21 protein-coding genes are annotated in these 24545 nt (G+C 61.4%); 5 read left to right on the top strand and 16 right to left on the bottom strand.

Annotation, left to right across the window (positions count from 1 at the left end; translation table 11 throughout):
* Positions 1–132: 132 nt before the first annotated feature.
* From ACWGTI_RS20955 to ACWGTI_RS20920, 8 genes are all read right to left on the bottom strand, one after another.
* The gene (locus ACWGTI_RS20955) at positions 133–612 is read right to left on the bottom strand and encodes a class I SAM-dependent methyltransferase (RefSeq protein ID WP_454588879.1); all 480 of its coding nucleotides are present in this window, start codon (positions 610–612) and stop codon (positions 133–135) included.
* 147 nt (positions 613–759) lie between these two features.
* A complete protein-coding gene (locus ACWGTI_RS20950; RefSeq protein ID WP_454588878.1) occupies positions 760–1941 on the bottom strand; it encodes an ABC transporter permease in 1182 nt (393 codons plus the stop codon).
* A complete protein-coding gene (locus ACWGTI_RS20945) occupies positions 1938–2936 on the bottom strand; it encodes an ABC transporter permease (protein ID WP_454588877.1) in 999 nt (332 codons plus the stop codon). Before ACWGTI_RS20945 ends, ACWGTI_RS20950 begins: the two co-directional genes overlap by 4 nt.
* 2 nt (positions 2937–2938) lie before the next feature.
* A complete protein-coding gene (locus tag ACWGTI_RS20940; protein ID WP_454588876.1) occupies positions 2939–4837 on the bottom strand; it encodes an ABC transporter substrate-binding protein in 1899 nt (632 codons plus the stop codon).
* Positions 4834–6729, bottom strand: a complete 1896-nt coding sequence (locus ACWGTI_RS20935; RefSeq protein WP_454588875.1) for an ABC transporter ATP-binding protein — start codon at positions 6727–6729, stop codon at positions 4834–4836. Before ACWGTI_RS20935 ends, ACWGTI_RS20940 begins: the two co-directional genes overlap by 4 nt.
* Positions 6730–6881: 152 nt before the next feature.
* Positions 6882–8222 (bottom strand): adenylate/guanylate cyclase domain-containing protein, encoded by a 1341-nt coding sequence (locus tag ACWGTI_RS20930; protein WP_454588874.1) that lies wholly within the window; start codon positions 8220–8222, stop codon positions 6882–6884.
* 235 nt (positions 8223–8457) lie between these two features.
* Positions 8458–9801, bottom strand: a complete 1344-nt coding sequence (locus ACWGTI_RS20925) for a nucleotide sugar dehydrogenase (RefSeq protein WP_454588873.1) — start codon at positions 9799–9801, stop codon at positions 8458–8460.
* Positions 9802–9915: 114 nt separating this feature from the next.
* Positions 9916–11094 carry a DUF3095 domain-containing protein gene (locus tag ACWGTI_RS20920; RefSeq protein WP_454588872.1) on the bottom strand — a complete coding sequence of 393 codons (1179 nt, stop codon included), beginning with the start codon at positions 11092–11094 and terminating at the stop codon, positions 9916–9918.
* Positions 11095–11168: 74 nt separating this feature from the next.
* On the opposite strand from ACWGTI_RS20920, the gene ACWGTI_RS20915 reads away from it, so the two are divergent.
* Together ACWGTI_RS20915 and ACWGTI_RS20910 are read left to right on the top strand one after the other, a co-directional pair.
* A complete protein-coding gene (locus ACWGTI_RS20915; protein ID WP_454588871.1) occupies positions 11169–12257 on the top strand; it encodes a glycosyltransferase family 4 protein in 1089 nt (362 codons plus the stop codon).
* Entirely contained in the window at positions 12254–13012 is a 759-nt protein-coding gene (locus ACWGTI_RS20910) for a polysaccharide deacetylase family protein (protein ID WP_454588870.1), read from the top strand. The genes ACWGTI_RS20915 and ACWGTI_RS20910 overlap by 4 nt, the downstream gene beginning before the upstream one ends.
* A gap of 1 nt (position 13013) precedes the next feature.
* On the opposite strand, the gene ACWGTI_RS20905 is transcribed toward ACWGTI_RS20910, so the two are convergent.
* Genes ACWGTI_RS20905 through ACWGTI_RS20890 form a run of 4 tightly spaced genes read right to left on the bottom strand, consistent with a single transcriptional unit; the run spans position 13014 to position 17275 of the window.
* Positions 13014–13868 (bottom strand): MBL fold metallo-hydrolase, encoded by an 855-nt coding sequence (locus ACWGTI_RS20905; protein ID WP_454588869.1) that lies wholly within the window; start codon positions 13866–13868, stop codon positions 13014–13016.
* A 23-nt stretch (positions 13869–13891) separates the two neighbouring features.
* On the bottom strand, positions 13892–14338 hold the full coding sequence (locus tag ACWGTI_RS20900; RefSeq protein WP_454575676.1) for a cyclic nucleotide-binding domain-containing protein: 447 nt from the start codon (positions 14336–14338) through the stop codon (positions 13892–13894).
* Positions 14339–14372: 34 nt separating this feature from the next.
* Positions 14373–17087, bottom strand: coding sequence for an ABC transporter transmembrane domain-containing protein (locus tag ACWGTI_RS20895; protein ID WP_454588868.1), 2715 nt, complete (start codon positions 17085–17087; stop codon positions 14373–14375).
* Positions 17088–17104: 17 nt separating this feature from the next.
* Entirely contained in the window at positions 17105–17275 is a 171-nt protein-coding gene (locus tag ACWGTI_RS20890) for a hypothetical protein (RefSeq protein WP_454588867.1), read from the bottom strand.
* Positions 17276–17355: 80 nt separating this feature from the next.
* Between ACWGTI_RS20890 and ACWGTI_RS20885 the strand changes: the two genes are divergently transcribed.
* On the top strand, positions 17356–18030 hold the full coding sequence (locus ACWGTI_RS20885) for a class I SAM-dependent methyltransferase (protein WP_454588866.1): 675 nt from the start codon (positions 17356–17358) through the stop codon (positions 18028–18030).
* A 37-nt stretch (positions 18031–18067) separates the two neighbouring features.
* Here ACWGTI_RS20885 and ACWGTI_RS20880 read toward each other — a convergent pair whose 3' ends face one another.
* The 3 genes from ACWGTI_RS20880 to ACWGTI_RS20870 are packed head-to-tail and all read right to left on the bottom strand — an operon-like array spanning position 18068 to position 21676.
* Complete coding sequence (locus ACWGTI_RS20880) at positions 18068–19219, bottom strand: glycosyltransferase family protein (RefSeq protein WP_454588865.1); 1152 nt, start codon at positions 19217–19219, stop codon at positions 18068–18070.
* Entirely contained in the window at positions 19216–20460 is a 1245-nt protein-coding gene (locus ACWGTI_RS20875; RefSeq protein ID WP_454588864.1) for a glycosyltransferase, read from the bottom strand. Before ACWGTI_RS20875 ends, ACWGTI_RS20880 begins: the two co-directional genes overlap by 4 nt.
* 1 nt (position 20461) lies before the next feature.
* The gene (locus ACWGTI_RS20870) at positions 20462–21676 is read right to left on the bottom strand and encodes a glycosyltransferase family protein (protein ID WP_454588863.1); all 1215 of its coding nucleotides are present in this window, start codon (positions 21674–21676) and stop codon (positions 20462–20464) included.
* Positions 21677–22464: 788 nt separating this feature from the next.
* Here ACWGTI_RS20870 and ACWGTI_RS20865 point away from each other — a divergent pair.
* Positions 22465–23751 carry a M15 family metallopeptidase gene (locus ACWGTI_RS20865; RefSeq protein ID WP_454588862.1) on the top strand — a complete coding sequence of 429 codons (1287 nt, stop codon included), beginning with the start codon at positions 22465–22467 and terminating at the stop codon, positions 23749–23751.
* A gap of 53 nt (positions 23752–23804) precedes the next feature.
* On the top strand, positions 23805–23993 hold the full coding sequence (locus ACWGTI_RS20860; RefSeq protein WP_454588861.1) for a hypothetical protein: 189 nt from the start codon (positions 23805–23807) through the stop codon (positions 23991–23993).
* Positions 23994–24007: 14 nt separating this feature from the next.
* On the opposite strand, the gene ACWGTI_RS20855 is transcribed toward ACWGTI_RS20860, so the two are convergent.
* On the bottom strand, positions 24008–24448 hold the full coding sequence (locus ACWGTI_RS20855) for an Lrp/AsnC family transcriptional regulator (RefSeq protein WP_454588860.1): 441 nt from the start codon (positions 24446–24448) through the stop codon (positions 24008–24010).
* Between the last annotated feature and the right edge of the window lie 97 nt (positions 24449–24545).

Genomic DNA, 24545 nt, shown 5'->3' with positions numbered 1-24545 from the left:
AATGCATGTCGCGCAAAAGTGACCTCGGTTTTGCGATAACGACATGCATCAAACAATGACCTAAAGCGCGTCGTGTGAATCTGTTTTCACGCGACGCGCTTTGGGCTCCTGAAGATTTGGCCGTCTCCGCCTTCACACGCGCCTGCAGAGGAAATAACGATCGGCGGGCTCCGAAGTCTGCGGCGGGAGGCGCAGCAGCAGCGGGTGATCGAGCGGCGTGCCACTGACCGCGAAGCCGCCGACGCGAAGCATGCGCGCAATCAGATCGGGAAGCCAGGTAGAAGTCACTGCATCGCGATCGTCATAGCCGGTGCCGATGTCGGCATGAACAAGAGCGGCGTCGATGCCAATGAACTTGCGGGCCGTCTCGCGTATTTCGCCGAGCACCAGGTTTTCAGCTTCGGGAATTGAGCTGGCGTGTGCGCCAACTTCGCGGTCGAACACCACAATGCGGCGCCCGGGCAGAAGCTCGCGCAGATGGTGGAACGTCCGGCCATTGCCGAGCCCGAGCTCGAGCACAAGTCCCTCCATCTTCGCCACCTCGGGGCAGATTTGATTGAGAATGTCGCGCTGTGCGGTCATCCTGCTGATGAAATTATCGAGGCGACTCATATGCGATTGTATGTCCTGAACCAGCAGCCCCGATCGAGGCTTGCCGCATATAGAGGCGAACGACGAACCTTGCAATAATGCAACCGGCCGCCGACAAGCGTCATACCGGGTGGGGTCGTCGGCAGGCCGCGCTGCGGAATAGCGATCTCACTTGTAGGGGTCCGCGGCGTCCCGCAAGCCGTCGCCGAGGAAGTTGAACGCCATGATGACGAGGATGACGGGCAGCATCGGCAAAAGCAGCCATGGATAGAACGCGATCACGCTGACGCTGCGCGCCTCGGTGAGCAGGATGCCCCAGCTGGTTATCGGCGCCCTCAGGCCGAGCCCGAGGAAGCTCAGCGCCGTCTCGCCCAGGATCATGCCGGGTATGGAGAGTGTCGCCGTCGCGATCAGGTGCGACATGAAGCCGGGAATGAGATGCCGCCTGATGATGCGGCTGCTCCCGGCGCCCATCAACTGCGCGGCCAGAACGTAATCCTCCTCGCGCAAGGCCAGAAGCTTTGAGCGCACGGCCCGCGCCAGTCCGGTCCAGTCGAGCAGCCCGAGGATGACGGTGATGCCGAAATAGATCAGGATCGGACTCCAGGTAATCGGCATGATCGCCGCCAGGGCCAGCCACAGCGGAATGCTGGGAATCGATTGCAGAACTTCGATTATTCGCTGAACGACCAGGTCGAAAATACCGCCGTGATAGCCGGCCAGTCCGCCGATGACGATGCCGAGCAGGAAGCTGAAACTGATGCCGACTAGGCCGATTGTCAGTGAAATGCGTGCGCCATAGATCATGCGCGAGAGCACGTCGCGCCCCAGCCTGTCCGTGCCGGCCAGAAAGAGCTGGCCGTTTTCGGCAGGGCAGACAAAATGTCTGTCACCTTCGATCAGGCCCCAGAACAGGTAACTGTCGCCCTTGCAGAAGAAATGGAGCCGCTGAACATCGTCGTGGTTCTCGATGTAGTTCCGCTTGAGCGTGTCCATATCCAGCGTCATGTGGCGGCCATAGACGAACGGCCCGACGAACTCGCCATTGTGGAACAGGTGCACCTGCTGCGGCGGCGAATAGATGTAGTCCATGTTGCGCGTGTGCAGATTGTAGGGCGCGAGGAACTCGCAGATCAGTATCCCGAAATACAGCACTGCCAGGAATATGCCGGATATAAGCGCAAGCCGGTGCTTGCGGAATTTCCACCACATCAGCCGCAACTGCGACGCCTGAAAAACCTTCGACTGCTCCGGCGTCATCGCCTCGACCGACTGCAGGTCAAAGGGCGCGCTGGAAATGTAGTGTTGCAGTGGAGCACCCGGAGCGGGCAGCGGCGAATCCTGCTTCATTTGGTGCTGCCACCCTGCAAACGAATTCGTGGATCAAGCAGCGCCAGCGCCAGGTCTGAAATCAGCACGCCGATAACCGTCAGGAAGGCGAGGAACATCAGGAACGACCCTGCCAGATACATATCCTGGCTTTGCAGTGCCTTGATCAGCATCGGCCCGGTCGTTTCCAACGACAGCACGATCGCCGTGATTTCGGCGCCGGAGATGATGGCCGGCAGGATGGAGCCGATATCGGAAATGAAGAAATTGAGCGCCATGCGCATCGGATATTTGACCAGCGCCTTGAACGGATGAAGGCCTTTGGCACGCGCCGTCACGACATATTGCTTGTGCAGCTCATCGAGCAGATTGGCGCGCAGCCGCCGGATCATGCTTGCCGTGCCCCCGGTGCCGATGATCAGGACCGGGATCCAGAGATGGGCGAGGATCGACTTCGCCTTGGCCCAGCTCATCGGCTCGCCGAGATATTGCTGGTCCATGAGGTGGCCGATGGAGGTGCCGAACCAGATGTTGGCGAAGTACATCAGGATCAGCGCCAGCATGAAATTCGGAATGGCAAGGCCGAGAAGGCCCATGAAAGTCAGGCCGTAATCGCCCCAGCTGTATTGATGCGTGGCCGAGTACATGCCGATCGGAAAGGCGATAAGCCAGGTGAACATGATCGTGACGAAGGAAACCAGCACGGTCAGCCACATTCGGTCACCAACGACGTCGCGAACCGGCAACTCATACTCGAAGGAATAGCCGAAATCGCCGTGCAGCATCCCGCCGACCCAGTAGAAGTAGCGAATGACAGGCGGCTGGTCGAAACCATATTCCTTGCGCATCATCTCGATGCGATCGGAATCCACCGCTTCGCCCTGGGCCCGAAGCTCGGCGACATAGCTGTCGAAATAGTCACCCGGCGGGAGTTCGATGATGGTGAAAACCAGCGCCGATATGACCAGCAGCGTTGGAACCATGACGGCGATGCGCCACACAAGATATCGGAGCACGCTCAGGAGCCTCCAAGCCAGAATGTATCCGGCATGTAGACACCGAAATAGGAGGTCGGGTCGTAGCCGTAGAGTGCCTTGTCAGGCAGATTACGCAGCCGCGAGGACACCAGAACCGGCTGATGCGTTGCGTTCACGGTGCCGATCGAAAACACCTGATCAGTGTAGATCGACAGCATCGAATTCCAGATTTCGGCACGCTCCTTGGTTGCGGTCGATGCGTTCCAGCGCTTGAGCAACGCCATCAACTCGACCACTTCAGGCAGATCGGGCGCCTCACCCATCTTGCCATGAGACAGATAGTGAGCCCCCCAGAGCGGCCATTGCAGTTGGTCGTCGATGGTGGGGGCCAGCTGGTAGGGGTTCATGTCGGCGGTCGCCACGCCATTGTCGATGCCTGACCACATCGACATCATGATCTGGCCGCCAAGCGCGCGGCTGCGAAAGATATCGCGCTGCGAAGTCCGGATGAACAAAGCGATGCCGATCTTGCGCCAGTGATCGGTGATGAGTTCGAGCGCATCGGTTTCCAGCGTGCTTTCACCGGCCGTTTCCACGATGACCTGCGCAGAGCGTCCGTCGGGAAGCATCCGCAGGCCGTCATCGTCACGTGCCTGAAGGCCAACCTCGTCAAGCAGGGCATTGGCCTGGTCGGGATCATGGGCGACCCAGGCTTTCGCGAATTCCGGCCGGTAGAGCGGGCTCTCCGGCAGCACCGTATCGGCACTTTCCTGCGCCAATCCGTAGAACACGGCCAAATTGATCTCGCGCCTGTCCACGGCGAGCGAAAAGGCGCGGCGCACGCGCACGTCACGAAGAAGGCCACGCCACACCTGGTCGGCACAATTCAGATTGGGCAGCAGCGCCAGCCGCGAACCCTGTGTGCGTTTCCACAGATGCATCTTCACCGGGTAGCGCTTCTCTGCGTCTTTCAGGAAGGCGTAGTCGCTGAAATCAATTCCCATGCCTTGCAGGTCGCTCTCGCCCGCACCGGTCTTGGCGGAAATGATCGCCGACGAGCTGACATTCAGGACAAACTGGTCAACATAGGGCAGTTGCCGGCCATTCTCGTCTATTCGATGGAAGAACGGGTTGCGTTCGAAGATGAACTGCTCGGCCGGCGGTTTGGTCCGGTTCTGCCAGGGATCGAGCGTCGGCAGATCAGGGTTCTCCGGGCGATACTGCCGCGACATTCGGATATGCAGGAGCGTCCATTTCTTGGCCCGGTTCTCCTTCATCAGGCCGGCCAGCCGGAATGGATCCTGGTATTTCTTGTGGAACTGCTTGAGATAGGCGGCCGGCAGAACAAGCGATAGCGGCGCAGCGGCAGCGAGCTTGGGCAGGAAGTCGGGATTGGGCGCATCCCAACTGTAGCGCACCGTCAACGGATCGACGATCTCGAAGCGTGGCGGTTTGTCATCCGCCATCAGGGCCGGGGCGAGCCCGCCCTGCGTAAGCTCATCGTTCAGCCAGACATCTTCCCAGCAATAGCGGAAATCCTCCGGCGTAAGCAGGCTGCCGTCGGACCATTTGTGTCCTTCGCGTATCTTGAAGGTGAAGACGCGATCGTCCGCGACGTCGAAACTTTCGAGAATGTCGGCTTGCAGGTTAAGTTTTTCGTCATAGCCGACCAGCCGGGAATATCCGTAGATCGTCATCATCCGGATATCTTTCTGGCTGCCGATGATCGTCCGCAGCGTGCCGCCATACTGGCCGGGCTGCCGGCCCATCGCAGCGAGATTCACCGCGCGCGGGCTCTTGGGCAAGCGCTCGGCGAGTGCCGGCAGCGCCTTGGCCGCCAGCTGCGGCTGAAGAAAATCCGGCTCCAGATCGCCAGCGCGCGACGTGCCCGGCACGAGTGCCGAAGCCATGAGGCCAAGGAGGGTGCGACGGCTGATCAATGGCGCAACTCGCTGACATCGGCGGAACGTCGGGCCAGCACGAGATGGCCGCCGCCAAGATCGAGCGGCGACAGCGTATTCTCTTCGCCCTCGTCGCGGAATTGCGGTCCCCATGCGCTGGTGTCGGAAGCGCCGCCGAGCTTCAGCGTCTTGAAATCCATCGGCCGGTCAAGATCGGGGAAAGGGACTGCGGCGAGCAGTGAGCGCGTGTAGGGGTGGATCGGCTTCCTGAGCAGAATTTCGCGCGGCGCAAGCTCGACGATACGCCCGCCGCACATCACCGCGATACGATCCGCCATGTAGTCCACCACCGCCAGATTGTGGGATATGAACAGGTAGGTCAGACCCAGTTCCTTCTGCAGGTCCTTCAGAAGGTTCAGGATTTGCGCCTGGACAGAGACATCGAGCGCCGAAACCGGCTCGTCGCAGATCAGGAGTTCAGGCCCCAGCGCCAACGCGCGCGCGATGCCGATACGCTGACGTTGCCCGCCGGAGAAACTGTGGGGATAACGCTGGATGAAGCGCGGATCGAGCCCGATTGCCTGCATCAGGCTCTTGACCGTGGCGAGCCGGGACGCGGAATTGCCACGCTGATGGATTTCCAGCGGCTCGCTCAAGATGTTCTCCACCGTCATGCGCGGCGAGAGCGACGAAACCGGATCCTGGAAGACCATCTGGATTTTCGCGCGCAGCAAACGCAGGGCGTCTCCCTCGGCGTCCAGGACGTCGATCGGTCCTTCGCGGCCGTTGAAGACCACCGAGCCGCCGCTGGGGGTGACAGCCCGCATCAGGATCTTGCTCACGGTGGTTTTGCCGCAGCCGCTTTCGCCGACCAGACCCAGGCACTCACCCCGCCTGATGTCGAAGCTCACGCCGTCCACGGCGCGAACAAAGGTTTGATGGCTCCCGCCGAACCATGCGGACTTGCGGGTGGTGTAGACCTTTTTCAGATCCCTGACCGACAGCAGGATGTCGTCCGGCCCCTTAGAGGCCGCCGCCGTCTGCTTGCCCAGCAGGTTCTCGACATTCACCGGCACCTCGCGGAGCGCCTTCAGCCTTTCGCCAGGCTTCAGGTCGAAATGCGGAACGGCTGCCATCAGGCCCTTCAGGTAAGGGTGACCAGGCCGGCGGAATATCGCCTCCACAGGTCCCGCTTCCATGATCTCGCCATGGTACATGACCACGACCTCGTCGGCGACATTGGCGACCACGCCGAGGTCGTGTGTGATCAGCAGCATCGCCATGTTCAGCTTGGTCTGCAGCCCGCGCAGCAATTGCAGGATTTGCGCCTGGATGGTGACGTCCAACGCAGTTGTCGGCTCGTCGGCGATCAACAGAGCGGGCCGGCAGATAAGAGCCATGGCGATCATGGCGCGTTGCCGCAATCCTCCCGAAAGTTCAAACGGATACATCTCATAGGCGCGTTTGGGATTGGGAAAGCCGACAAGGCCGAGCATTTCCTCGGTCCGCGCCTTGCGCTCCGCTCGAGCCATGGGCGTATGAATCTGCAGGGATTCGCTGACCTGGTTGCCGATCGTGTGCAGCGGCGACAGCGATGTCATCGGCTCCTGAAAGATCTTGCCGATGCGGCTGCCTCTCAACGCCCGGATTTCGGGGCCATCACGCGGCATCGTCAGGATATCCTGCGTCGTGCCGGGCTTTTCAGGATCGGAAAACAGGATACGGCCGCGAACATGGGCAGTGTTGGGCAAAATGCCCATCACCGCCTGGCTGAGAACCGATTTTCCGGAACCGGACTCACCCACAAGCGCGGTGACCTTGCCGGGCAGGACGCGAAGATTTGCGCGCCTGACGGCATGCAACGGTCCCCCGACAATGGCAAAAGAGATGCCAACATCCTCGATCCGCAGCAGATCAACGTCTGAATTCATTCTCACCCCAGCCCCACCCTGGCGGCCCTGCCGGCCGGCAGGCCCAGAGCAAGACTAGCGCATTGCCAGCCTAGAGCAACTTGGATTCTAAACGAATTCTCCGGCGGAGCCGCCGACCGGACTTACCAAAGGCGTTCGGATCATCGTGGCGGTTACTGAAGCTTCCTCCGGTCGCCCGCCAACAGCCGCGCGGCATCGCGATGAAGCAGCATGACCTGCTCGGCGTCCGATATCCGGTCGTGAAACGGCTCCAGCGCAGCGTCTTCATCGAGTGCGAGAGCACCCGACAGGTCGGGTGAAAGCACCGTCAGCTTCTGCTTGATGCCCGCCAGTTCCTCCTTGCCGAGCGTCAGCCAGCTGCTGTCGCCGCAGTAGCCGGCGAAGTCTTTGCTGGCGAGAACGCTGTGCGGATATTTCTTGGTCAGGGTCTGGAGGCGCTGGACCTCGTTTACAGCCGAGCCGAAGACGGAGAATGTGAGCCGGTCAGTAAGCCCGACATTGCCGAACATCACATTGCCGACATGCAGGCCGATGCCAAATTTTATGTCGTCCAGCCCCTTCTCTTTCCTGCGCAGATTGAGCTCCATCATGCGCGCGCTGGCCTTGTGCGCAGCCGCAAGAGCAGCCTGGCAGGCGATCTCGGACTGCGCGCGGTGCCTTTCGCAGGGGTAGACGGCAATGAAGCCATCCCCCAGGAAACTCATGATCTGCCCGCCTTTGCGATTGAAAGGTGCAGCAATGGCATCGAAAAACTGGTTCAGCGTATCGATATAGATTTCGCGGCCGGAGGTTTCGGCCAGCCTAGTCGACCCGCGCATGTCGCCCATGACCAGTGCGGCCCGTATTGTGTCGCCTTCGCCGCGCTTGATCTGGCCGTCCAGCACGCGTCTGCCGGCGTCGCCGCCGAGATAAGTGGTCATCATGTTGTCGGCGAGCTTGGTGAGCACCGCCATCTTGGTTGCGATTGCGAGATGGTTCTGGATCCGCAGCAGCGCCGAAATCATGCTGTCGCTGAAGCCTGAAGCACTATCGGTCGACCAGGACCCCATCATGCCCTGACTGGTATCGCCGTTGAAGGGATGGACGAAAGCCATGTAATCGGTGACGCCCATGAGCCTGAGGTCGTCGAAAACGGGAAATTCCGACGGCACCGACGGGTCGAGCCGGCGCCGCAAATGGTCAAGCTTGTGGTTGAGCAGATGATAGTATGGGCTGGTCAGGAATCTGTCGGAGTGAACGCCGTTCTCACTGCGAAAGCCTTCCACTTCCATGCCCTGGCCGCGAAGCCAGGTGAAGCCAAGCGCGTCATAAAGCGGATGAAGCATGGAAAAGCTCAAATGCACCCGCTTCAGCGGCAGGCCGGCAGCAGCCAGCCGTTCACAAAAGCCCTTTACCAATGCTTCCAGGTCGTCGCCCGCCAGCGCCGACTGGGTCAGCCAATCGGCAACCTTATCCGTGAGAATGGTGGAAATTTCTGCTTGCGCTGTGCTCATGCTATCTCGAAACCCGTCGAAGACGAGCCATCTCCTTTGATCTGCCGAATCCTTGAAGTCAATGAAGCCGGCTTTGGGGGCAAAAGCCGGTAAAGAATGTCCCTGATGGCTGTCCTTACAGTAAGGAGGCAGGCGTAACCTGCAACTATCACCTGCAACATTATGTGGCGAGGCTGCCGGCAGAGTGCAATCCCGATCCTGACATCGGGCCAAAAATTCGCCGGCTCAAATGCCGTCAGGCCTTCACCACGGTCTCCCGGGCGAGCCCGAGGCGGCCAAAAACATTGCGTGTGTCGACGATCAAAAGTGCGTGATCGGCGATTGCCTGATAGTCGATCGACTCGTGGTCGGTTGCAATGACGACAGCATCGAACTCCTTCAGGGCTGCCTCGGTCAATTCGACCGAGCGACGCCCCTTGATCGCCATATGCTCGCGTGTGGTCGGGATCTCGGTGACATGCGGATCGTGGAATTCCGCCTTGCCGCCCCATTCCTCGATGAGCTCGATGAGCCGCAATGAGGGGCTTTCGCGGATGTCGGGCACGTTCTTCTTATAGGCGAGCCCAATGATGAGAATGCGCGAGCGGCTGAGCGCCTTGCCGCAGCGCCGGTCCAGCGCCTTCGCCAGTTCATCGACCACGTGACGCGGCATGGCCGTGTTGATCTCCGCCGCCAGCTCGATGAAGCGGGTCGGCAGTTCATATTCGCGCGCCTTCCACGTCAGGTAGAAGGGATCGATCGGAACGCAGTGCCCGCCAAGTCCTGGGCCAGGATAGAAAGGCATGTAACCGAAGGGCTTGCTCTTTGCCGCCTCAATCACCTCCCAGATGTCGATGCCCATCGCACCGAGCACCACCTTCAACTCGTTGACGAGGGCTATGTTGACCGAGCGGAAGATGTTTTCCGTCAGCTTGACCGCCTCGGCGGTCGCCGTACTGGAAACCGGAACGACGGTCTCGACCACGCTTTGGTAGAATGCCTGCACCAGCGTCGCTGCTTCGACGCCGTCGCCTGCCACCACCTTGGGGATCGTCGCGACTTCAAAACTGCGATTGCCGGGATCCTCGCGTTCGGGCGAGAAGCCGAGGAAGAAGTCCGTCATCGACTGCAAGCCGGTTTCTTCCAGTATGGGCTTGATCACATCGTCGGTGGTGCCGGGATAGGTGGTTGATTCCATGACGATCAGCTGGCCGAGACGAAGATGCCTGGCGATGGTGGCTGCCGTGTTCCTGACAAAGGAGAGGTCCGGCTCGCGGTGCTTCGTCAGCGGTGTCGGAACGCAGATGATGATGACATCGCAGACGGCCAGTTCGGCAAAATCCGCGGTGGCGCGGAACCGTCCGCTCGCCACATGGCCGGCAAGGGCTGTCGACGTCACTGCCTCGATGTAGGATTGGCCGTTGTTCAGGCTCTCGATCTTCCGGGCTTCGATGTCGAAACCGGAAACCGGGAAGCCGGCGCGTGCGATCGCAATCGACAGCGGCAACCCGACATAGCCCAGTCCGATCACTCCGACTTGCGCGGCGCGCGTCGAAATCCGGTTGAGAAGACGGTCATATGTCGATCGTGAGGCGTCCAAAAATCTGCTTTCCCGTCAATTCGGACAGACTACCCGCGCCGATGGCGAGGCTCACCGGGTCCCGAGAACCATGGCCGAGGCATATTGCCGAAAATCTATTTCCGCAAGCCGTCGTCAGACCGGCGCCTTCGCCTTCAGGCTTGCGGCAGCCATCGCATAACCGCCGTCGGCGCCATCGATGAAATGAACGTGATCGGGTTGCAGCGGCGAGATGACGAGGCATGTCATCAAGGCCGACTGCTGGCGATGCAGGCCATAGCTGCAGATACCCGCCTCTTCCGCCTGTTTCAGCCGGCTCTCGATCCGTTGCAACACATCCGCGTCAACGTCGATGGTCATCTTCAAGCCATCATCGAATTTCCGGAAATCCGAGTTGCTGGCCACCTCGCGTTTGTAGACCTTCGGATCGAAACGGCCGATCGTCCAGCCAAATCTGTCGGTGACGGCCGTAAGCGTCATCAGGAAGATCACCCACAGCTTCGTCAGCCACCGCCGCCCAGGCTGTGCGGTGGCCCGTGCCTCGACATCGAGGCCGGCGGGCAGAAGACTGTAGGCAGGCCCGTCTACCGGCACCGGGTGGCCATCGCGTTCCTGCCTGCTGGCAAGGGCGATGATGTCGGAAGCCAGGAACTGAAACCCGCGCAAGTCGCGCGATGCCCCCGGTATGGCTATGATCGAGACGATTTCGCCGTGCCGGGCTTCGATCGGGTTCCAGCGGCAGGAGAGGCCGGTCAGATCCGGCCGCGCGCCGGCCGGCGCGGGCTCGATGCGGTAGCGCCCAGCTTTCATCTCGGCTTCCGCCCAGCTGCCGCCGCCGCCGGCGAACATGGCATAGAAGGCCGCTTCGGAGGCCTGGAACCTCGCCACGCGAACGTCGAAGCCGTGCGCTCTTATGTCCTTTATCGGCACGATTGCCGCACGCAAGGTCAGGTCCAGTTCGTCCGCCACCCATCTCTGGACAGCAGCCAGCGCGTTACGAGCGATCTCCAGCGCCGGGCCGGGAAACGCCACCAGAGCGCCGTCGCCGCCGAAGACAAAGGGAAGATCTTGCCGACCCAGCGCATTGAGCAGCGCCGAGATGACGCTGGCGCCAGCCATATTGACGGTTTTATAGCGCCCGGCCTCGATCGCCTTGGTCGAGCCGACGATGTCGGCGGTGGCCAGCGCCCAGCTATCGGGGAGAGGCCGATAGTTGTCGATGTCGGCAACGCTTTCGAACTTTGCGAAGACCGGCAAAGAAGCGACAAACGGGTCGGAAGCGACAGTTGTTTCCATGAGCATCAGATAGCACATTCCAGCGCTTGCAGGTGAAGTCGATCATGCGTCGAAATTGACTTGCGCAGGCTTTGCGATGATAGGATCGCGCGATGCGAATTGCCTTCTACGCGCCGCTGAAGTCGCCCAATCATCCCGTTGTCTCCGGCGACCGCCAGATGGCACGGATGCTGGTCCAGGCGCTGAAGCATGGCGGGCATAGCGTCGAACTGGCATCGGAGTTGCGCTTCTATCTACGCCAGCCGGAGGCGAAAAGTTTCGATGCGCTCAAGATCGAGGCCCGGGACGAAGCCGCGCGGCTGACAAGGCTTTGGGACCGCGACGGCAAGCCCGATCTCTGGTTCTCCTATCACCCCTACTACAAGGCGCCCGACCTGCTCGGGCCCGAGCTGGCGTCGGTCTTTGCTATCCCCTATGTGACGGCGGAAGCCTCCTATTCCAGGCGCCGTAACGCCGGTCTGTGGGCCGATAGCCAGGCGTTGGTGGCGCGAGCCATCGAGCAGGCAGCGCTGAACATCTGCTTCACGCAAAGGGATCGGCAGGGACTGGCAGATGCAATTCCCGACGCCGCCCTCGGCATGCTTTCGCCCTTCATCGACACATCGGCATTCCGGGAAATGCCGGCACGGGGTTGTCCGACGCGCCTCGTCACCGTCGCCATGATGCGCCCGGGCGACAAAGTCGAAAGCTATAGTATGCTGGCGCAGGCGCTCGGTTCGATCCGCCACCTGCCCTGGACCATGTCGGTCGTCGGCGACGGACCTGCCCGCGACGAGGTCAAAGCGCAATTCGCCGGCTTGCCCGCCGACCGTGTCGAATGGCTTGGCGCGATCGAGCCGGCCGCCGTGCCGGATATCCTCTACACCGGGGGAATTTACGCTTGGCCGGGTTATGGCGAGGCCTATGGCGTTGCCTATCTTGAAGCGCAGGCCGCCGGCCTTGCGGTGGTGGCTCAGGACATTGCCGGTGTGCCGGAGGTCGTGCGGGATGGCCAGACCGGGTTTCTCACCCCACCTGGCGATGTGGCGGCGTTCGCTTCCGCCATTGAAAGGCTTCTGACCCGTAACGACGAAAGAACCAGCATGGCCGCAGAAGCCAGGCGTTTCGTCCTCGAAGAACGCTCTCTCGGTGGTGCAGCGACGCGTCTGGCAGAACTTCTCAGGAAGATTCCGGTGTCATGACATCCGATCCGATCTGGCAGCCCCTGGTGGAAGAGCTGGCGCGCCTGCAACGTGCGGGCCGCAAGGCGGAGTTCTGGCTGCGCGACGACGATGCGGTGGATCCGACGCCTGCGCTTGATCGGCTGCTCGACCTCACCGGTGAATTCGCGGTTCCAGTCACTCTGGCCGTCATTCCGGCCCAGACCGACGGGAAGCTTGTCGTTCGGCTTGACGAGGCGCCGCACGCCACGGTCGCCATCCATGGCTGGGCGCACCGAAATCATGCGCGCGAGGACCAGAAAAAACAGGAACTCGGCGCGCATCGGCCACGCGAGGCGGTGCTCGATGATCTGGCTCGCGGGCTGTCGCGCGTAACCGGCCTGCATGGCGCACGTGCCGTTCCCATGCTGGTGCCGCCCTGGAACAGGATCGACCCCGGCCTGATATCCGACCTTGGATCGATAGGATTTACGGCATTGTCGGTCTTCGGGCCGCCGAAGCCGGCTCCCCTGGCGGTCATCAACAGCAATGTCGACATCATGGATTGGCATGGCACCCGCGGCTGCCGCGATCATGGCCTGTTGGTTCAGGCCATGATCGCGCAATTGCAGCATGCATCCGACCACGGCGAACCGGTCGGCCTGCTGACCCACCATCTCGTCCACGATGAATCGGCCTGGCTTTTCCTCGAACGGCTGTTCAGGGTCACCGCACGGACCGAGGCCTGCGCATGGCTTCCGATCAGCACATTGATTGAGCGCAGCGCCGGAAAATAGCTCAGCGATTTTTGTGCGATAAGACCGGGAATTGAAGCGTCAGGCCATCGCGCGCGGCAAAAGCGCCTGCAAACCTGTCCTTGGCCAGTTTCTCCATCTCGTCCAATTGCTCGTCGGTGCGTGTCGGATCGTGGTGGAACAGCGCAAGCCCCCGCGCACCGGCCGCCTCGCACAGCTTGACGCCCTGTTGCCATGTCGAGTGCCCGTTGCCGCGGTAGCGCTCCATTTCCTCCTCGGTGTAGGTGCAATCGTAGATGACGAGGTCGGCACCTTCGATCAGCTGAAGCACCGCCTGATCGAGTTTGCCCGGCTCGTGCTCGGTGTCGGTGATCACTGCCACGACGCGGCCGCCCCATTCGACCCGGTAGCCGATGCAGCCGCCCGGATGGGTAAGACTGCCGGTTCGCAGCACAACCCCTTCGCGCGGCCGAAGCACGTCTCCGGATACGAAATCGCGGTAGTCTAGGCTTGCCTTGCAGATATCGAGCTTCACCGGAAACCACGGTGGCCGAATGAACTCGTCGATCATCTGGCGGGTCGTCATGTGTCCAGCGAGGTGCCCGGACCAAAGCTTCAGCTTGATGCCCCGTTCATACATCGGCTTGAAAGCCGGCAGCCCGATGATGTGGTCGTAGTGGCAATGGGTGAAAAACAGGTCGAAATCGGTGACGCCCGACGCTCGAAGCGCCTTGCCGGCAGGCCGCAAGCCGGAGCCCGCATCGAACAGAATCGTATGCTTGCCGCATCGCATTTCAATGCAGATCGTATTGCCGCCATAGCGAGCGAATTCTGGCCCGGATACCGCAATGCTGCCGCGCACGCCCCAAAACCTGACCAGGAAAAGATCGTCGTCCATGCTACCTTTTGCCTATCGTAGCTTCAGGCGTTTCGTGCATCGATCAGATCCGCGGTCGTATGGCTCAGCCGATCGGCAAGAACCCGCACCATCTCGATGGTCATTTCCGGAAACTCCCTCATAAGCCTCAGGAAATGATCCTTGCGGATTCTCAGGACTTCCAGCGAAGTTGCTGCCCTGACGGTGGCGGTGCGGGAGCTGTTGCACAATATGGCGATCTCGCCAACGATCGAATTTGGCAGCAGTTCGGCAACTTTTATCGGCCCGCTGTCGGAATCGACCAGAATATCCGCCTTGCCTGAAAGGATGACATAGGCGGCGTCTCCCTCGTCGCCCTGCCGGAAAAGAATCTCGCCGGCGCTGTAGTTCACGCGGTCGGATGTGAACGCTAGCAGCTTGAGCTTTGCCGGCTCAATGCCAGAGAACAACGGAACGCGTTGCAGCATTCCAACTTCATCCTTGAGCAGCATTGTCGCAAACCTTCCTAAATTCGCGTCTGCCAGACTATGACAGAAGTTCCTTGAAGATACCGTTCCCTGCCAAAAGTGTCTCGTGCGTACCGTCTTCCACCAATTGGCCTGAGTCAAAGACGATAACGCGGTCGAACATCATCGCCATCGCCGGACTCGTCACGACCCACACGACTGCCGGCGAATGGCCGTCGCGTCTGGCTTCCTCGAGCACGTTTCGCAGCACCTTGTCCTGAATGCGCTGGTCGAGCGCCGATAGCGGCCGGTTGAGAATGAGAAAATCGGGACGCTTGAGCAGGGCGCGGGCGACATCGAGCTTCTGTCGCTGTCCACCGGTCAGCCGCCTGCCGCCGGCGCCGACGTTGAAGTCCAGGCCGACATCCAGAAGCTCGGCATAAAGCCCCAGCTCGTCAAGAATGTCGTAGACGATGGAGCGTATGCGGTCCGGCGCGTCGGGATGGTTGGTGCCCACACGCCCGAACAGGACATTGTCCATGACGGTGGCCGCGGCAATGTATTTGTCAGGATCATACCGTTCGATCGCGTTTTGCAGCTCGGGCGGCAGGTTTTCATAGAACTGGTTGCGCGCGGCGACGATCTTGCCCATCAGCTCGTCTGTCAGCAGGCCGAAGCGGTGCCGGGGCTCGATATAGGCGAAGCTCAAGGTGATGATCATGGCGCGGTCGGCCTCCGAGACCGTCTCGTAGGGACGGTTCTTGAGCCGCTGCAGCAAGGTTTCGTAGGCGGGTATCTCCTCGGCGCTCATGAAGGCGAGCTGCTGGAAGAACTGGTGATCGGGCGGCAGGTCGGCAAACAGCTCGATCGCCTGTTCGGCGATCTCCATGCCCATTTCGTAGAGCGTGCGGTCGAGGCCGGCCTGCTTCAGCACGGAAGCAAAATAGGGATTGGCCGCCAGAGCCTTGTCGGCCAGCTCGGGGCCGGCGGCAGCGCCGAAAAGCAGGTTCTGCCCGATGGTCGCTTCCGTGTTGTAAGCGCCCGGCTCGAAAGCAACGACCAGTTCGCGCAGCCCTTCCTGTTCCAGCCGGGTTCGCAGCGCTGCACGCAGTTCGACGATCCGCCCGGCAAGCTTTGTGTGACGCGTGAGGTCAGCCGAAGAGCGCAAGCCAAGATCCAGAATGTCGCGCGACAGAAGAACCGCGTCGAGTACCCGGCGCACGGCTTCAAAGAGGTCATGCGGGCCGGTAGCACCGGCGGAAACATAGTCGATCCAGTCGCTGTGGATATCGAAATCCGGATTGCCCGACCGGCGTGCCTCGTCGATGTTCCAGCGCTGCTTGTCTGCCGCGGCGCCGTCATAAGTCACCGGTGTCAGCGGCGCATGCTTCAAACCGTAGAGCAGGTTATCGCGCAGGCTCGCTTGGAACAGGAAAACATCCGACGAGGCGTAGGACATGCGCCGGCCGGTCACTGCTTCGGGGAGCTCAAGCAGGTCGTCGGCGCCCGAAGCGACCTTTCCGCTTTCCGGCCAGTTCAGCCGCGCGAAGGCTTCTGCCAGCGCCTCCGCTCCACCCGTCGAGGTGCTGACCAGCGCCACCGTCTCAGCCGGCTTGACCTGCATGGAGATACGGTTGAGGAGCATCGCACCGCCATCATCTGCTATGGACAGACCGACCGCCGACAGCGGGTTTGTCATCCGACCGGGATCGTCGATCGTCAACGCCCCGATGTGTGGCGCAATGATATCATCGACGCTGAACTGTTCGACGACCTGCTGATATTTGACCTGGACGTCCTGCCGATCCTGATCCCAGTCGATCAGTTCCTTCATCGGTCCGGGCAGGTCCTTGTAGGCGCCGATTACGGCCACCAACTGGCCGACGTCGAGCCGACCCGCGATGACCAGATAGCCGCCGAGCATGTAGAACAGAAACGGCGTGAGCTGCGCGAGAAAATTGTTGAGGAACTTTACCATGAATTTCCATTGGTAAAGATCGAAGCGGATCTTGAAGATGAGCCCTAGCCGGGCAGCTATGTCGGCGCGCTCGTAGTTCGACGTGTCGTGGACGTGAACCGCGCCGATGCCGTCGACGATTTCGCCAACCCGGCCCGAAAGCGCGCGCGCCGTCAATTGCCGTTGGCGCCCGAGCACGAGCAACCGCCGCCGCATGCGCGGAATGAGCACGATCTGGATTACCACGATCACGACCGCGATCATGCCAAGCCAGACGTTCTGGACCATGATGAACAGCATGGCCGTCAGCGCCTGGCCGCCGAGCAGCACCGGCTGCAGGAAGGCATCGCCGATGAAGCCGCCCAGCGGCTCCACCTCGTCCTTCACCATGGTCGCCACTTCGGCGGATTTCACCCGCTTGAAGTAAATCGGCGGAAAACGCAGCACACGATCGATCAGATCGAAGCGGATACGCCGCAGCATGCGTTCGCCGAGGCGGCCCTTGTAGGTGTTGATGTAGAGTTTGAACAGACCGTTGATCACGACCAGCAAGAGGAACACAAGGCTCAGGGCAAGCAGCGTCGCCGTTCGGTCGAGCTGAAAACCGGAGAAGAACTGGACCTCGCCAATGAACGGCAGGTTATAGTGCAGCCTCATGAATGGCAGGGTCGCGCCGGGTTGCTCGAAGCCCTTGCCCTGGATCGGGCCGTTGACGATCAGCTTCGGCAGGTCGAAGGACATGAAATACGGGATCATCGAAAGCAAGACGATCATCAATATCCAGATCTGCTGCTTCCTGGTGTGCTTCCAGATATAGCGGGCTAGGCTGGGTTCCATATGCGACTGTCGGTCCTTCAGTTGGCAGGATGCAGGATGCAAAAGCATCTGCCGGCGAAGGGCGTATCGGCAATGTCTTCGTCGCCAACGACAAACTCGAAGCCGCAATGCATGCAGGACACCAACGGTCCGGACAGATGCAACCGGTACTCTCCTGCACCGGGCAATGGCGAAACCGCCTGCGGCATGGATAAGTCCGCAAGTCGAATAGGCTTGCGTGAGGTAAGATTGCGTTGTGTCGCCCGAAATCCCAACATAGAAGACGAATATGATGGATGTCACGCAACCACGCAATGCCGGCATGGAAGGGCACGAGCAAGCTCTGGACCTCACGCGGGGAATCGCTGTCTATGTCAACCACCCTCTCGTGGCCGGGCTGGCGCGCGTCCTCGCCAAGCATCCGCAGGCCGATATCGCCAACGCCTTCAACCACAAGCAGGTCGCCTGCAAAATGTGGGCGCTCGACAAGCTGTTCGAAAGCGACGGCGGCCGGTTCGGGCACATATGGGTTCTGGGTGGGTGGTACGGCGTATTGCCGGCAATGCTTTTCAACGACGCCCGTTTCGACATCGCGACGGTGGACAGCATCGACATCGATCCTGAGGTCGGCGCAGTCGCCCGGACACTCAACCGGGAAGCCGGCGACCGGTTTCAAGCGCTGACGGCAGACATGTATGCACTCGACTATGCGGCCGGGCGGCCCGACCTGGTGGTCAATACGAGCTGCGAACACATAGCCGACCTGGGCGCCTGGCTTGCCCTGCTTCCGCGGGGCACCAATGTGCTGCTGCAATCGAACGATTATTTCAGCGAGCCGACGCACATCAACTGCGTCGCTTCGCTTGCAGCCTTCGAGGAAATGGCGGCGTTGCGGGAGGTCAGGTTCTCCGGCGAACTGCCGACAAAAAAATATACGCGCTTCATGCTGATCGGAACTGTTTGAAGCGCGTTTGCGCGAATCTACCCAGACGCGAACCGTTCTAGGATTTCGGGGACCAGGTTAAATACCGCTCGCGCAGGATTTGCGCCGAGCGGTGCGCGCCTTCCAGATCGAGGCGATGCGCGGCTGGCGTCGGTCCCGCAAGCGCCTGCTCGATCGCCTGCGTCAGACCTTCAGGCGTCAGGTCCTTTTCCGTCAGCACCGTTGCCAGACCGAGCTCTTCGAGCATCAGGGCGCGAACCGTCTGTTCGGTTTCCCCACCGGCTGCAAAGGGAACGAGCAGGGAGCGGCAACCCGCGCGCAGGACATCGCAGACCGTGTTGTAACCCGCCTGCGAGACCGACAGCCGGGCGCCGGTCAGCAGGCTGGCGAAATCCTCGCGGAACCGGAAGATTGACAGACCCGGTGTGGCATCGCGTGAAATCGCGTCAAACTCGTCATTCGGCAGGTTTGGGCCGGTGATCAAACACCATGTCCAACCCTTGTCGGCATTGCGCGCCGCTGCGATGGTGGACCTGACAAGGCTCTTTCCCGCGGCCCCGCCGCCAACCGATACCACAATGTCTGAGCGCTCGGAGGCCGCGGGCGCCGGCGGCGCGGCAACGAGCCCTGTGTAGGCGACTTTGGCCCCTATCGCCCCGGCCAGTGGAAATGTCTTGTCGATGGTTGCGAAAGCCGGATCGCCGTGGACCATGACAAGGTCGAAATGCCTGTTGACGAGATCGACCGTTTCCTCGTTTCGGCTCGGCTTGACGCGTTCCTGCAGGATATCGCGCACGGACGTCGCCAGCAGCGGTCTGGGCGACGTCGCGTCGATGGCCTCGATCAGCGGCAGGAGTTCGAAACGCATCTGTCGGCGTCCAAAGGGAAACGCCTCGACAATGACGATGTCCGGCCGGCAATCCCTAAACGCCTGCAGCAGCATCTCGGAACGCAATTTCTTGAAATCGTCGTCGATGGGTTTGCCCTGCAGGTCGACAAGTCCGGAAAATCCTTCGTCGCCGGAGGTGACGGGTGGCAGGGTAACGGATTTTACGCCCGGTCCCGGAAAGCCCGCGACCGGCGTTCCACCGGTCACGACGGTTACGTCGAACCCGTCATCGGCCAGAGCCGCAGCAATGCGGCTGGCGCGCGCGAGATGGCCGATGCCGAGCAGGTGCTGGACATAGAAGAATGCGCGCAGCCGCTTCATTCGGCGGCCCGCCACTCCCGCTCGAACAGGTCCTTGAGCTGTACAATGCTTGCCACATGATCGAAATTGCCGCGCACGCGCTGCTCTGCGGCGTCGCCGAGGCGGGCGCGCAGCGCGGGATCACGGATCAGGCGCTCCAGCGCCTGTGCCAGGGCAGTTGGGTTTTCCGAGGGAACCAGCAGCCCGGTTTCATCCGACGATAAAAGCTCCGGCACGCCGGAAATATCGGTCGACACGCAGGCAAGCCGCTGGCTGGCCGCCTCCACCAAGACATTCGGCAGACCGTCCCGGTCGCCATCCGCGGTGATCCTGCAGGCCAGGGCGAAGATGTCGGCGCTGCGATAGTGCTCAAGCACTTCTTCCTGCGCCATCGCGCCTTTCCAGGAGACGCGATCCTCCAGTCCGAGCTTTCGCGCCAGCGCCTTGAGCCGTTCCAGTTCCTCGCCGCCGCCGATGTGCTCGAAATGCCACGCAAGATCGTCAGGCAGGAGGGCAAGAGCCTCGAGCAAGGTGTCGTAACCTTTCTTTGCAACGGCGCGCCCGACACTCAGGATGAGGACCGGTTCGTCCGGCGCCGAGCCGTCATGCTGCTTTCGCGCCTCGCCGAAACTGCCGAAGCGATCGAGGTCGAGCCCATGATAGCTCAGATGCACGGACGAGCTGCCGTTGGCGAGTTTCTTCAGGCGGTCGAAGCCGGTTTGCGTGCAGGTGACCGTCCAGCGCGCCGAGGAAAGCTTGCCGGCCAGATCCCAGTCCGCCGACGTCCAGATGTCCTTCGCATGGGCCGAGCAGCTCCAAGGTTGGCCACGAAGCTGGCTGGCATAGCGCGTCACCGATGCCGGTGTGTGCACGAAATGGGCGTGCAGCCAGCCCGCATCTTGCGGCCACTCGGCGGCCAGCACGAGCGCTTGCCCGAAGCGCCGCACACGGTTGCGCGTAAAGTCGCGGCGGATGTCGGCAGCCAGCGACCCGAGTGCGCGCCAGAAGCCCGGCCGCGGCAGAGACGCAAACAGCGAGCGAAGCACGCGCAGCGGCTCCTGATGCAGATATTCCGGCAGATAATGGACTGGCGCCTTGATCTCGTCATGCACGGGATGGCGCTTTGTGTCGGTCGGCCGCCGGAGCGCAAAGAGTATCAGCTCGAACCCCGCACGCTCCAGGCCAAGCAATTCCTGCGCGATGAAGGTTTCCGACAGCCGCGGATAGCCTTTCAGAACCACAACGATCTTGCGGTTTTGCAACTCAGTTCATGCCTTCGATGACCGAAAGGTGATGGCCAGCCCGCCGCTCCAGCAGTTCCGCGACGATTTCGGAAATATGAGGCAGCCCTTCCAGCGTCAAATGCGGATTGCTTTGCGATGGGCGGGGCCGATCCGGCAACATTTCCAATGCATCGGCAAACCGGCGGGAATCCTCGGCTTCCTCCGGCAAAAGCATCTCGATGAGGCCGAGTTCGGCTGCGCGCCGTGCGCGGATAAGCTGTTCCTCGCGGGGTGTGACGCGCGGCACAATCAGCGCCGGCTTGTCGAAGGACAATATCTCGCAATAGGTGTTGTAACCGCCCATCGCCACCACCGCCTTGGCGCCGGCAATCAGCTCTTCCATGCGGTTGTCGAACTCGATGATCTTCACATAGGGGATCTTGGCCCCCTTCCTGACCAGCTTGTTGCGCTTGCGCGCCGGCATGTAGGGGCCAAGCACGATCAGCGCCCTGTGCTGCAATTGAGGATCCTGCTGATAGGCATCGATGACGTTGTGGATCAGGTCGCCGCCGTCACCGCCGCCACCGGTGGTAACCAGGATATAGTCGCCCTCGGGCCGGTGGCCGGGCAACTCGTTCTGCTGCAGGCTCCGTTGCAGGAAACCGACGAACTTCATCTTTGCCCTGACCGCCGGCGGCACGTCCAGGCCGATCAACGGGTCGTAGAAATCCGGCGGGCCATAGACCCAGACCTTGTCGTAGAACAGGCCTATCTTGCGCATCACATCCCTGCGCGCCCACTCTGCTTCGAGCAGATGCGGCGCATCCATCACCTCGCGCAGACCAAGCACGAGGGTGGTGCCCCGCGTCTTGAGGTAGGACAGCGTGTCCTCGATCTCACCGCGCAGGCCGAGCGGTTCCTTGTCGACAATGAAGATATCCGGCCGGAAGCTCTCCGCTGTGTGGCGGATGATCGCCTGACGCATCCTGAGCGTCTCATGCAGGTCGATATCCTTTTCCAGCGAGGTGTATTCGCCGTTGCGGAGCTTGATGACGCTGGGGATCTTCACGAAGTCGACACGGGCGCGGTAATCGAAGGCGCCGGCGATGGTCGCGCCGGAAATGATAAGCACCTGCAGTCCGCGGAAATCCCCGACCAGCGAATGCGCGATCGTTCGGCACCGCTGCAGGTGGCCGAGCCCGAACGTGTCGTGGCTGTACATGAGAATTCGAGCGTCTTTTGCGTGCTGTGTCATTGTTGAACGTCTTCTAGAATTCTCGCCGGGCCGTCGGCAACCCCGCAGGCTTTCATCTTCGCGGCCCTATCGACCTGTTTTGAAACATGGGGGCGTGAGGTACGCAACGGCATTCTTCACCTGGCCACGAATGCCAAGGGGCACGCGACGCCTCGTCTCCGCAGACGAAATACGACCCGAGCACAAATCTCTGTCATGAGGCTTGACCCCGTGGAATTACAGGCCTGTGGCCTGAGGCAGGCAGAGCGCATACAGCGAAAAGTTACGGGCGACCAGAGGAAACGAGGTTGCCGCACATTGTGAGGAGAACCCCGCACGTTGGGAAATTGCTTCAAAATCCATTGCAACGCAACGACCGCCAGAGGCCGCTCGTTGCGGCCTTTTATCCTGCCATCACCCTCGGCCAGTGGCAAGCCTCCCTGACGTGGAGGATTCCCGATAGCGCCCGCCGGACCTGGGCCCAAGGCCAACAGTTGGGCGTGGATGATCTGCCCGATCGGTCAACGCAGATTTCGGTGACGCGGATTGTCACAAGGTTGCAACCTGTCACAGCCCAAGTTTTTCGTACCTTTGACGCCTGCGCAGAACAAGTCGTAGTTCTGAGACAAAAGCATCAGGTCGCCGTTGAAAGAAAACCGGGATGCGGTAGTATCGCATCAGATGTTTGCGACTGCTTGACCGGGGGGTGCAGTGGATTCGTCTTCCTTCAAGCGCTGGCCGGCAAAATGGGGGGCGCGCGATACTGCGGCCTTTCAGACCGTGTCGCGCCATATCCTGGGGGATTCGCCATGACAGCCGATGCCTATGTCGATCAGCTTGCCAGGGATGGCGTGGAGGCGATCGTCGCGGCTGTCACGGCGCGGGTCACGGACCGCGAGGCGCTGATCTGGCTGTGGCCGCAGCTCGAAAAGCAGCTGACGTCCTACGACGGCCATCTGCAGACGACATTGTTTCCCGGGTTCGAGGCGCCGGCCGTGACGGCGTTGCCGCAGGCGCTCGACCGGCGCGAACTGGCCGCCACGCTACGGCTGGCGCTGCTGACGGCGCTGGACCGGATCAGCCCTCTCGAGGCTGCCTCGTCCGCAAGTGCTGCCGACATACTGGCGGAATGGAACAAGCTCTCGGCCTTCGTCAGGAACAACATCAGCGATGGCTTTTCCGGATTTCAGAATATTCGCACCCGGCTCTATGCGAAGTTCGGCGCGCCCAGCGATCCGGCCAAGGCGATCGATCGGGTCAACGCCTATTACAACCAGATGCTAGGGGCCGGCTTTCCCAAGGCGAGTTTCAAGTCGCCGGTGCATCCCGCACTCAGGACAAGGCTCGCCAACACCGTCGCGCTGCTTACCGCCAAGGGGGCGCTGACGGCACTGGACCCGATCAAGAGCGTCGGCGGCTTCAACATAAGGCCCAATGTCAATTCGCCGACGCAGCTCAGCAATCATTCCTTCGGCTGGGCGGTGGACATCGATCCGGCGATCAACCCCAACGTCAAGAAGACCGTCTTGCCACTGACCATCATCGCCGCCTTCACCGGTGTCGACCTCTACGGCGCCGAGAGCGCCACGCTGCGCGCCGGCGGCCCCTATGACACGCTGCTGCCGGCGGCTGTTGTGCTGTCGAAGGCCAACGCCGCTGTCGTTGCCGCATTCGCCAATGCCGATGGCCTCAAGGCCGCCATGGGCAACGCCATAAAGCGCCTGGCCGGGGTGACACTGCCGGTGGCGAAACTGGCCACGGCCCATGCGTTGGCAACCGCCGTGCCGGCCAAGCAGACCGATCTCGCCACGCTGCTGCAAGGCGCCGGCGCCACGCCGGCCAAGGCCAAGTCGACCGCGAAGCTCCTGGCCGATGTCGCCGACCTCTCCAGCCGCGCCGCGAAGGTCGGCTCACCCAAGATCATCGGCACCGACGCTTCGGTTGCCCGCTTCGGCTTCTTCAATCTGGCGCCGCAAGCCGCGGCCGGGTTGGCCGCCAGCAACGGCGGCGGCCTGCGCTGGCTGGGCGGCGCCACCGGCACCAAGGATTACATGCATTTCGAGCTTGCGGCAGCCGATCAGCCAAAGCTGTTCTGACCAACGCCGCATTCCGGCTCGATAATTTGCATGCGCTGACAAGAGGAGCGCCAATGAGATTCGCGGCCATGCAGGATCCAAGTGACCAATGGATAGTCTACGATTTGATTTCAGCTCTGCCGGCAGAGATAGAAGGCAGACTGCTGACGGGGCTGACGCGTAGCGAAGCCGAGCAGATTGCTGAACGGGAAAATACAATCTTCATCAGGCAGCCGACCCGTCCGTGCCCAAGGTTCGCGTGAGCAGGCCGGCCTGACTAAGCCAACCTCGCCCTTGTCGTCCGCGGCGTCGCCAGCAGCAGGCTGGTTTCGCTGCCTGTTATGCCCGGGATCAGCCTGATGCGGCGCAGCACCGCATCGAAATCGGTGAGCGAGGCCGTGCCGAGTTCGACCACCAGGTCCCAGCGGCCATTGGTGGTGTGAATGGTCGAAACCTCGGCCAGGCCGCCGAGCGCCCGGACCACGCGGTCCGCGGCGTGACCTTCGATCTCGATCATCATCATGCCGCGTATCCTCTGGTCGACGGCGTCGGCGCGCAGCACCACGGTGTAGCCGATGATCTCACCCGATTTTTCCAGCCGCTCCATGCGCGCCCTGACCGTGGCGCGCGAGACGCCGAGATCGACCGCGAGATCGGAGATGCTGCGCCGCGCATCGTGCCTGAGCAGCGTGACCAGCCTTTCGTCGAGCGCGTCCATGACCGCTATCCACTTTGATCAATCTCACTGCCCGAAATGATAAATCAATCTTCCCGAAATGCCAATTTCACCTGTTCAAACCGCCGGGCCAGGATGG

It is taken from the genome of Mesorhizobium sp. ArgA1, assembly GCF_053714375.1.
This window is presented reverse-complemented; position numbering and strand designations above follow the sequence as displayed.

Coding starts and splice junctions, on each gene's coding strand:
- ACWGTI_RS20930 (WP_454588874.1), bottom strand. CDS start 8,222: ATGAGCACAGCGCAAGCAGAAATTTCCACCATTCTCACGGATAAGGTT.
- ACWGTI_RS20880 (WP_454588865.1), bottom strand. CDS start 19,219: ATGAAGCGGCTGCGCGCATTCTTCTATGTCCAGCACCTGCTCGGCATC.
- ACWGTI_RS20915 (WP_454588871.1), top strand. CDS start 11,169: ATGCGAATTGCCTTCTACGCGCCGCTGAAGTCGCCCAATCATCCCGTT.
- ACWGTI_RS20920 (WP_454588872.1), bottom strand. CDS start 11,094: ATGTGCTATCTGATGCTCATGGAAACAACTGTCGCTTCCGACCCGTTT.
- ACWGTI_RS20935 (WP_454588875.1), bottom strand. CDS start 6,729: ATGAATTCAGACGTTGATCTGCTGCGGATCGAGGATGTTGGCATCTCT.
- ACWGTI_RS20900 (WP_454575676.1), bottom strand. CDS start 14,338: ATGCTGCTCAAGGATGAAGTTGGAATGCTGCAACGCGTTCCGTTGTTC.
- ACWGTI_RS20855 (WP_454588860.1), bottom strand. CDS start 24,448: ATGGACGCGCTCGACGAAAGGCTGGTCACGCTGCTCAGGCACGATGCG.
- ACWGTI_RS20865 (WP_454588862.1), top strand. CDS start 22,465: ATGACAGCCGATGCCTATGTCGATCAGCTTGCCAGGGATGGCGTGGAG.
- ACWGTI_RS20890 (WP_454588867.1), bottom strand. CDS start 17,275: ATGCCGCAGGCGGTTTCGCCATTGCCCGGTGCAGGAGAGTACCGGTTG.
- ACWGTI_RS20950 (WP_454588878.1), bottom strand. CDS start 1,941: ATGAAGCAGGATTCGCCGCTGCCCGCTCCGGGTGCTCCACTGCAACAC.
- ACWGTI_RS20905 (WP_454588869.1), bottom strand. CDS start 13,868: ATGGACGACGATCTTTTCCTGGTCAGGTTTTGGGGCGTGCGCGGCAGC.
- ACWGTI_RS20895 (WP_454588868.1), bottom strand. CDS start 17,087: ATGGAACCCAGCCTAGCCCGCTATATCTGGAAGCACACCAGGAAGCAG.
- ACWGTI_RS20955 (WP_454588879.1), bottom strand. CDS start 612: ATGAGTCGCCTCGATAATTTCATCAGCAGGATGACCGCACAGCGCGAC.
- ACWGTI_RS20885 (WP_454588866.1), top strand. CDS start 17,356: ATGATGGATGTCACGCAACCACGCAATGCCGGCATGGAAGGGCACGAG.
- ACWGTI_RS20860 (WP_454588861.1), top strand. CDS start 23,805: ATGAGATTCGCGGCCATGCAGGATCCAAGTGACCAATGGATAGTCTAC.
- ACWGTI_RS20870 (WP_454588863.1), bottom strand. CDS start 21,676: ATGACACAGCACGCAAAAGACGCTCGAATTCTCATGTACAGCCACGAC.
- ACWGTI_RS20910 (WP_454588870.1), top strand. CDS start 12,254: ATGACATCCGATCCGATCTGGCAGCCCCTGGTGGAAGAGCTGGCGCGC.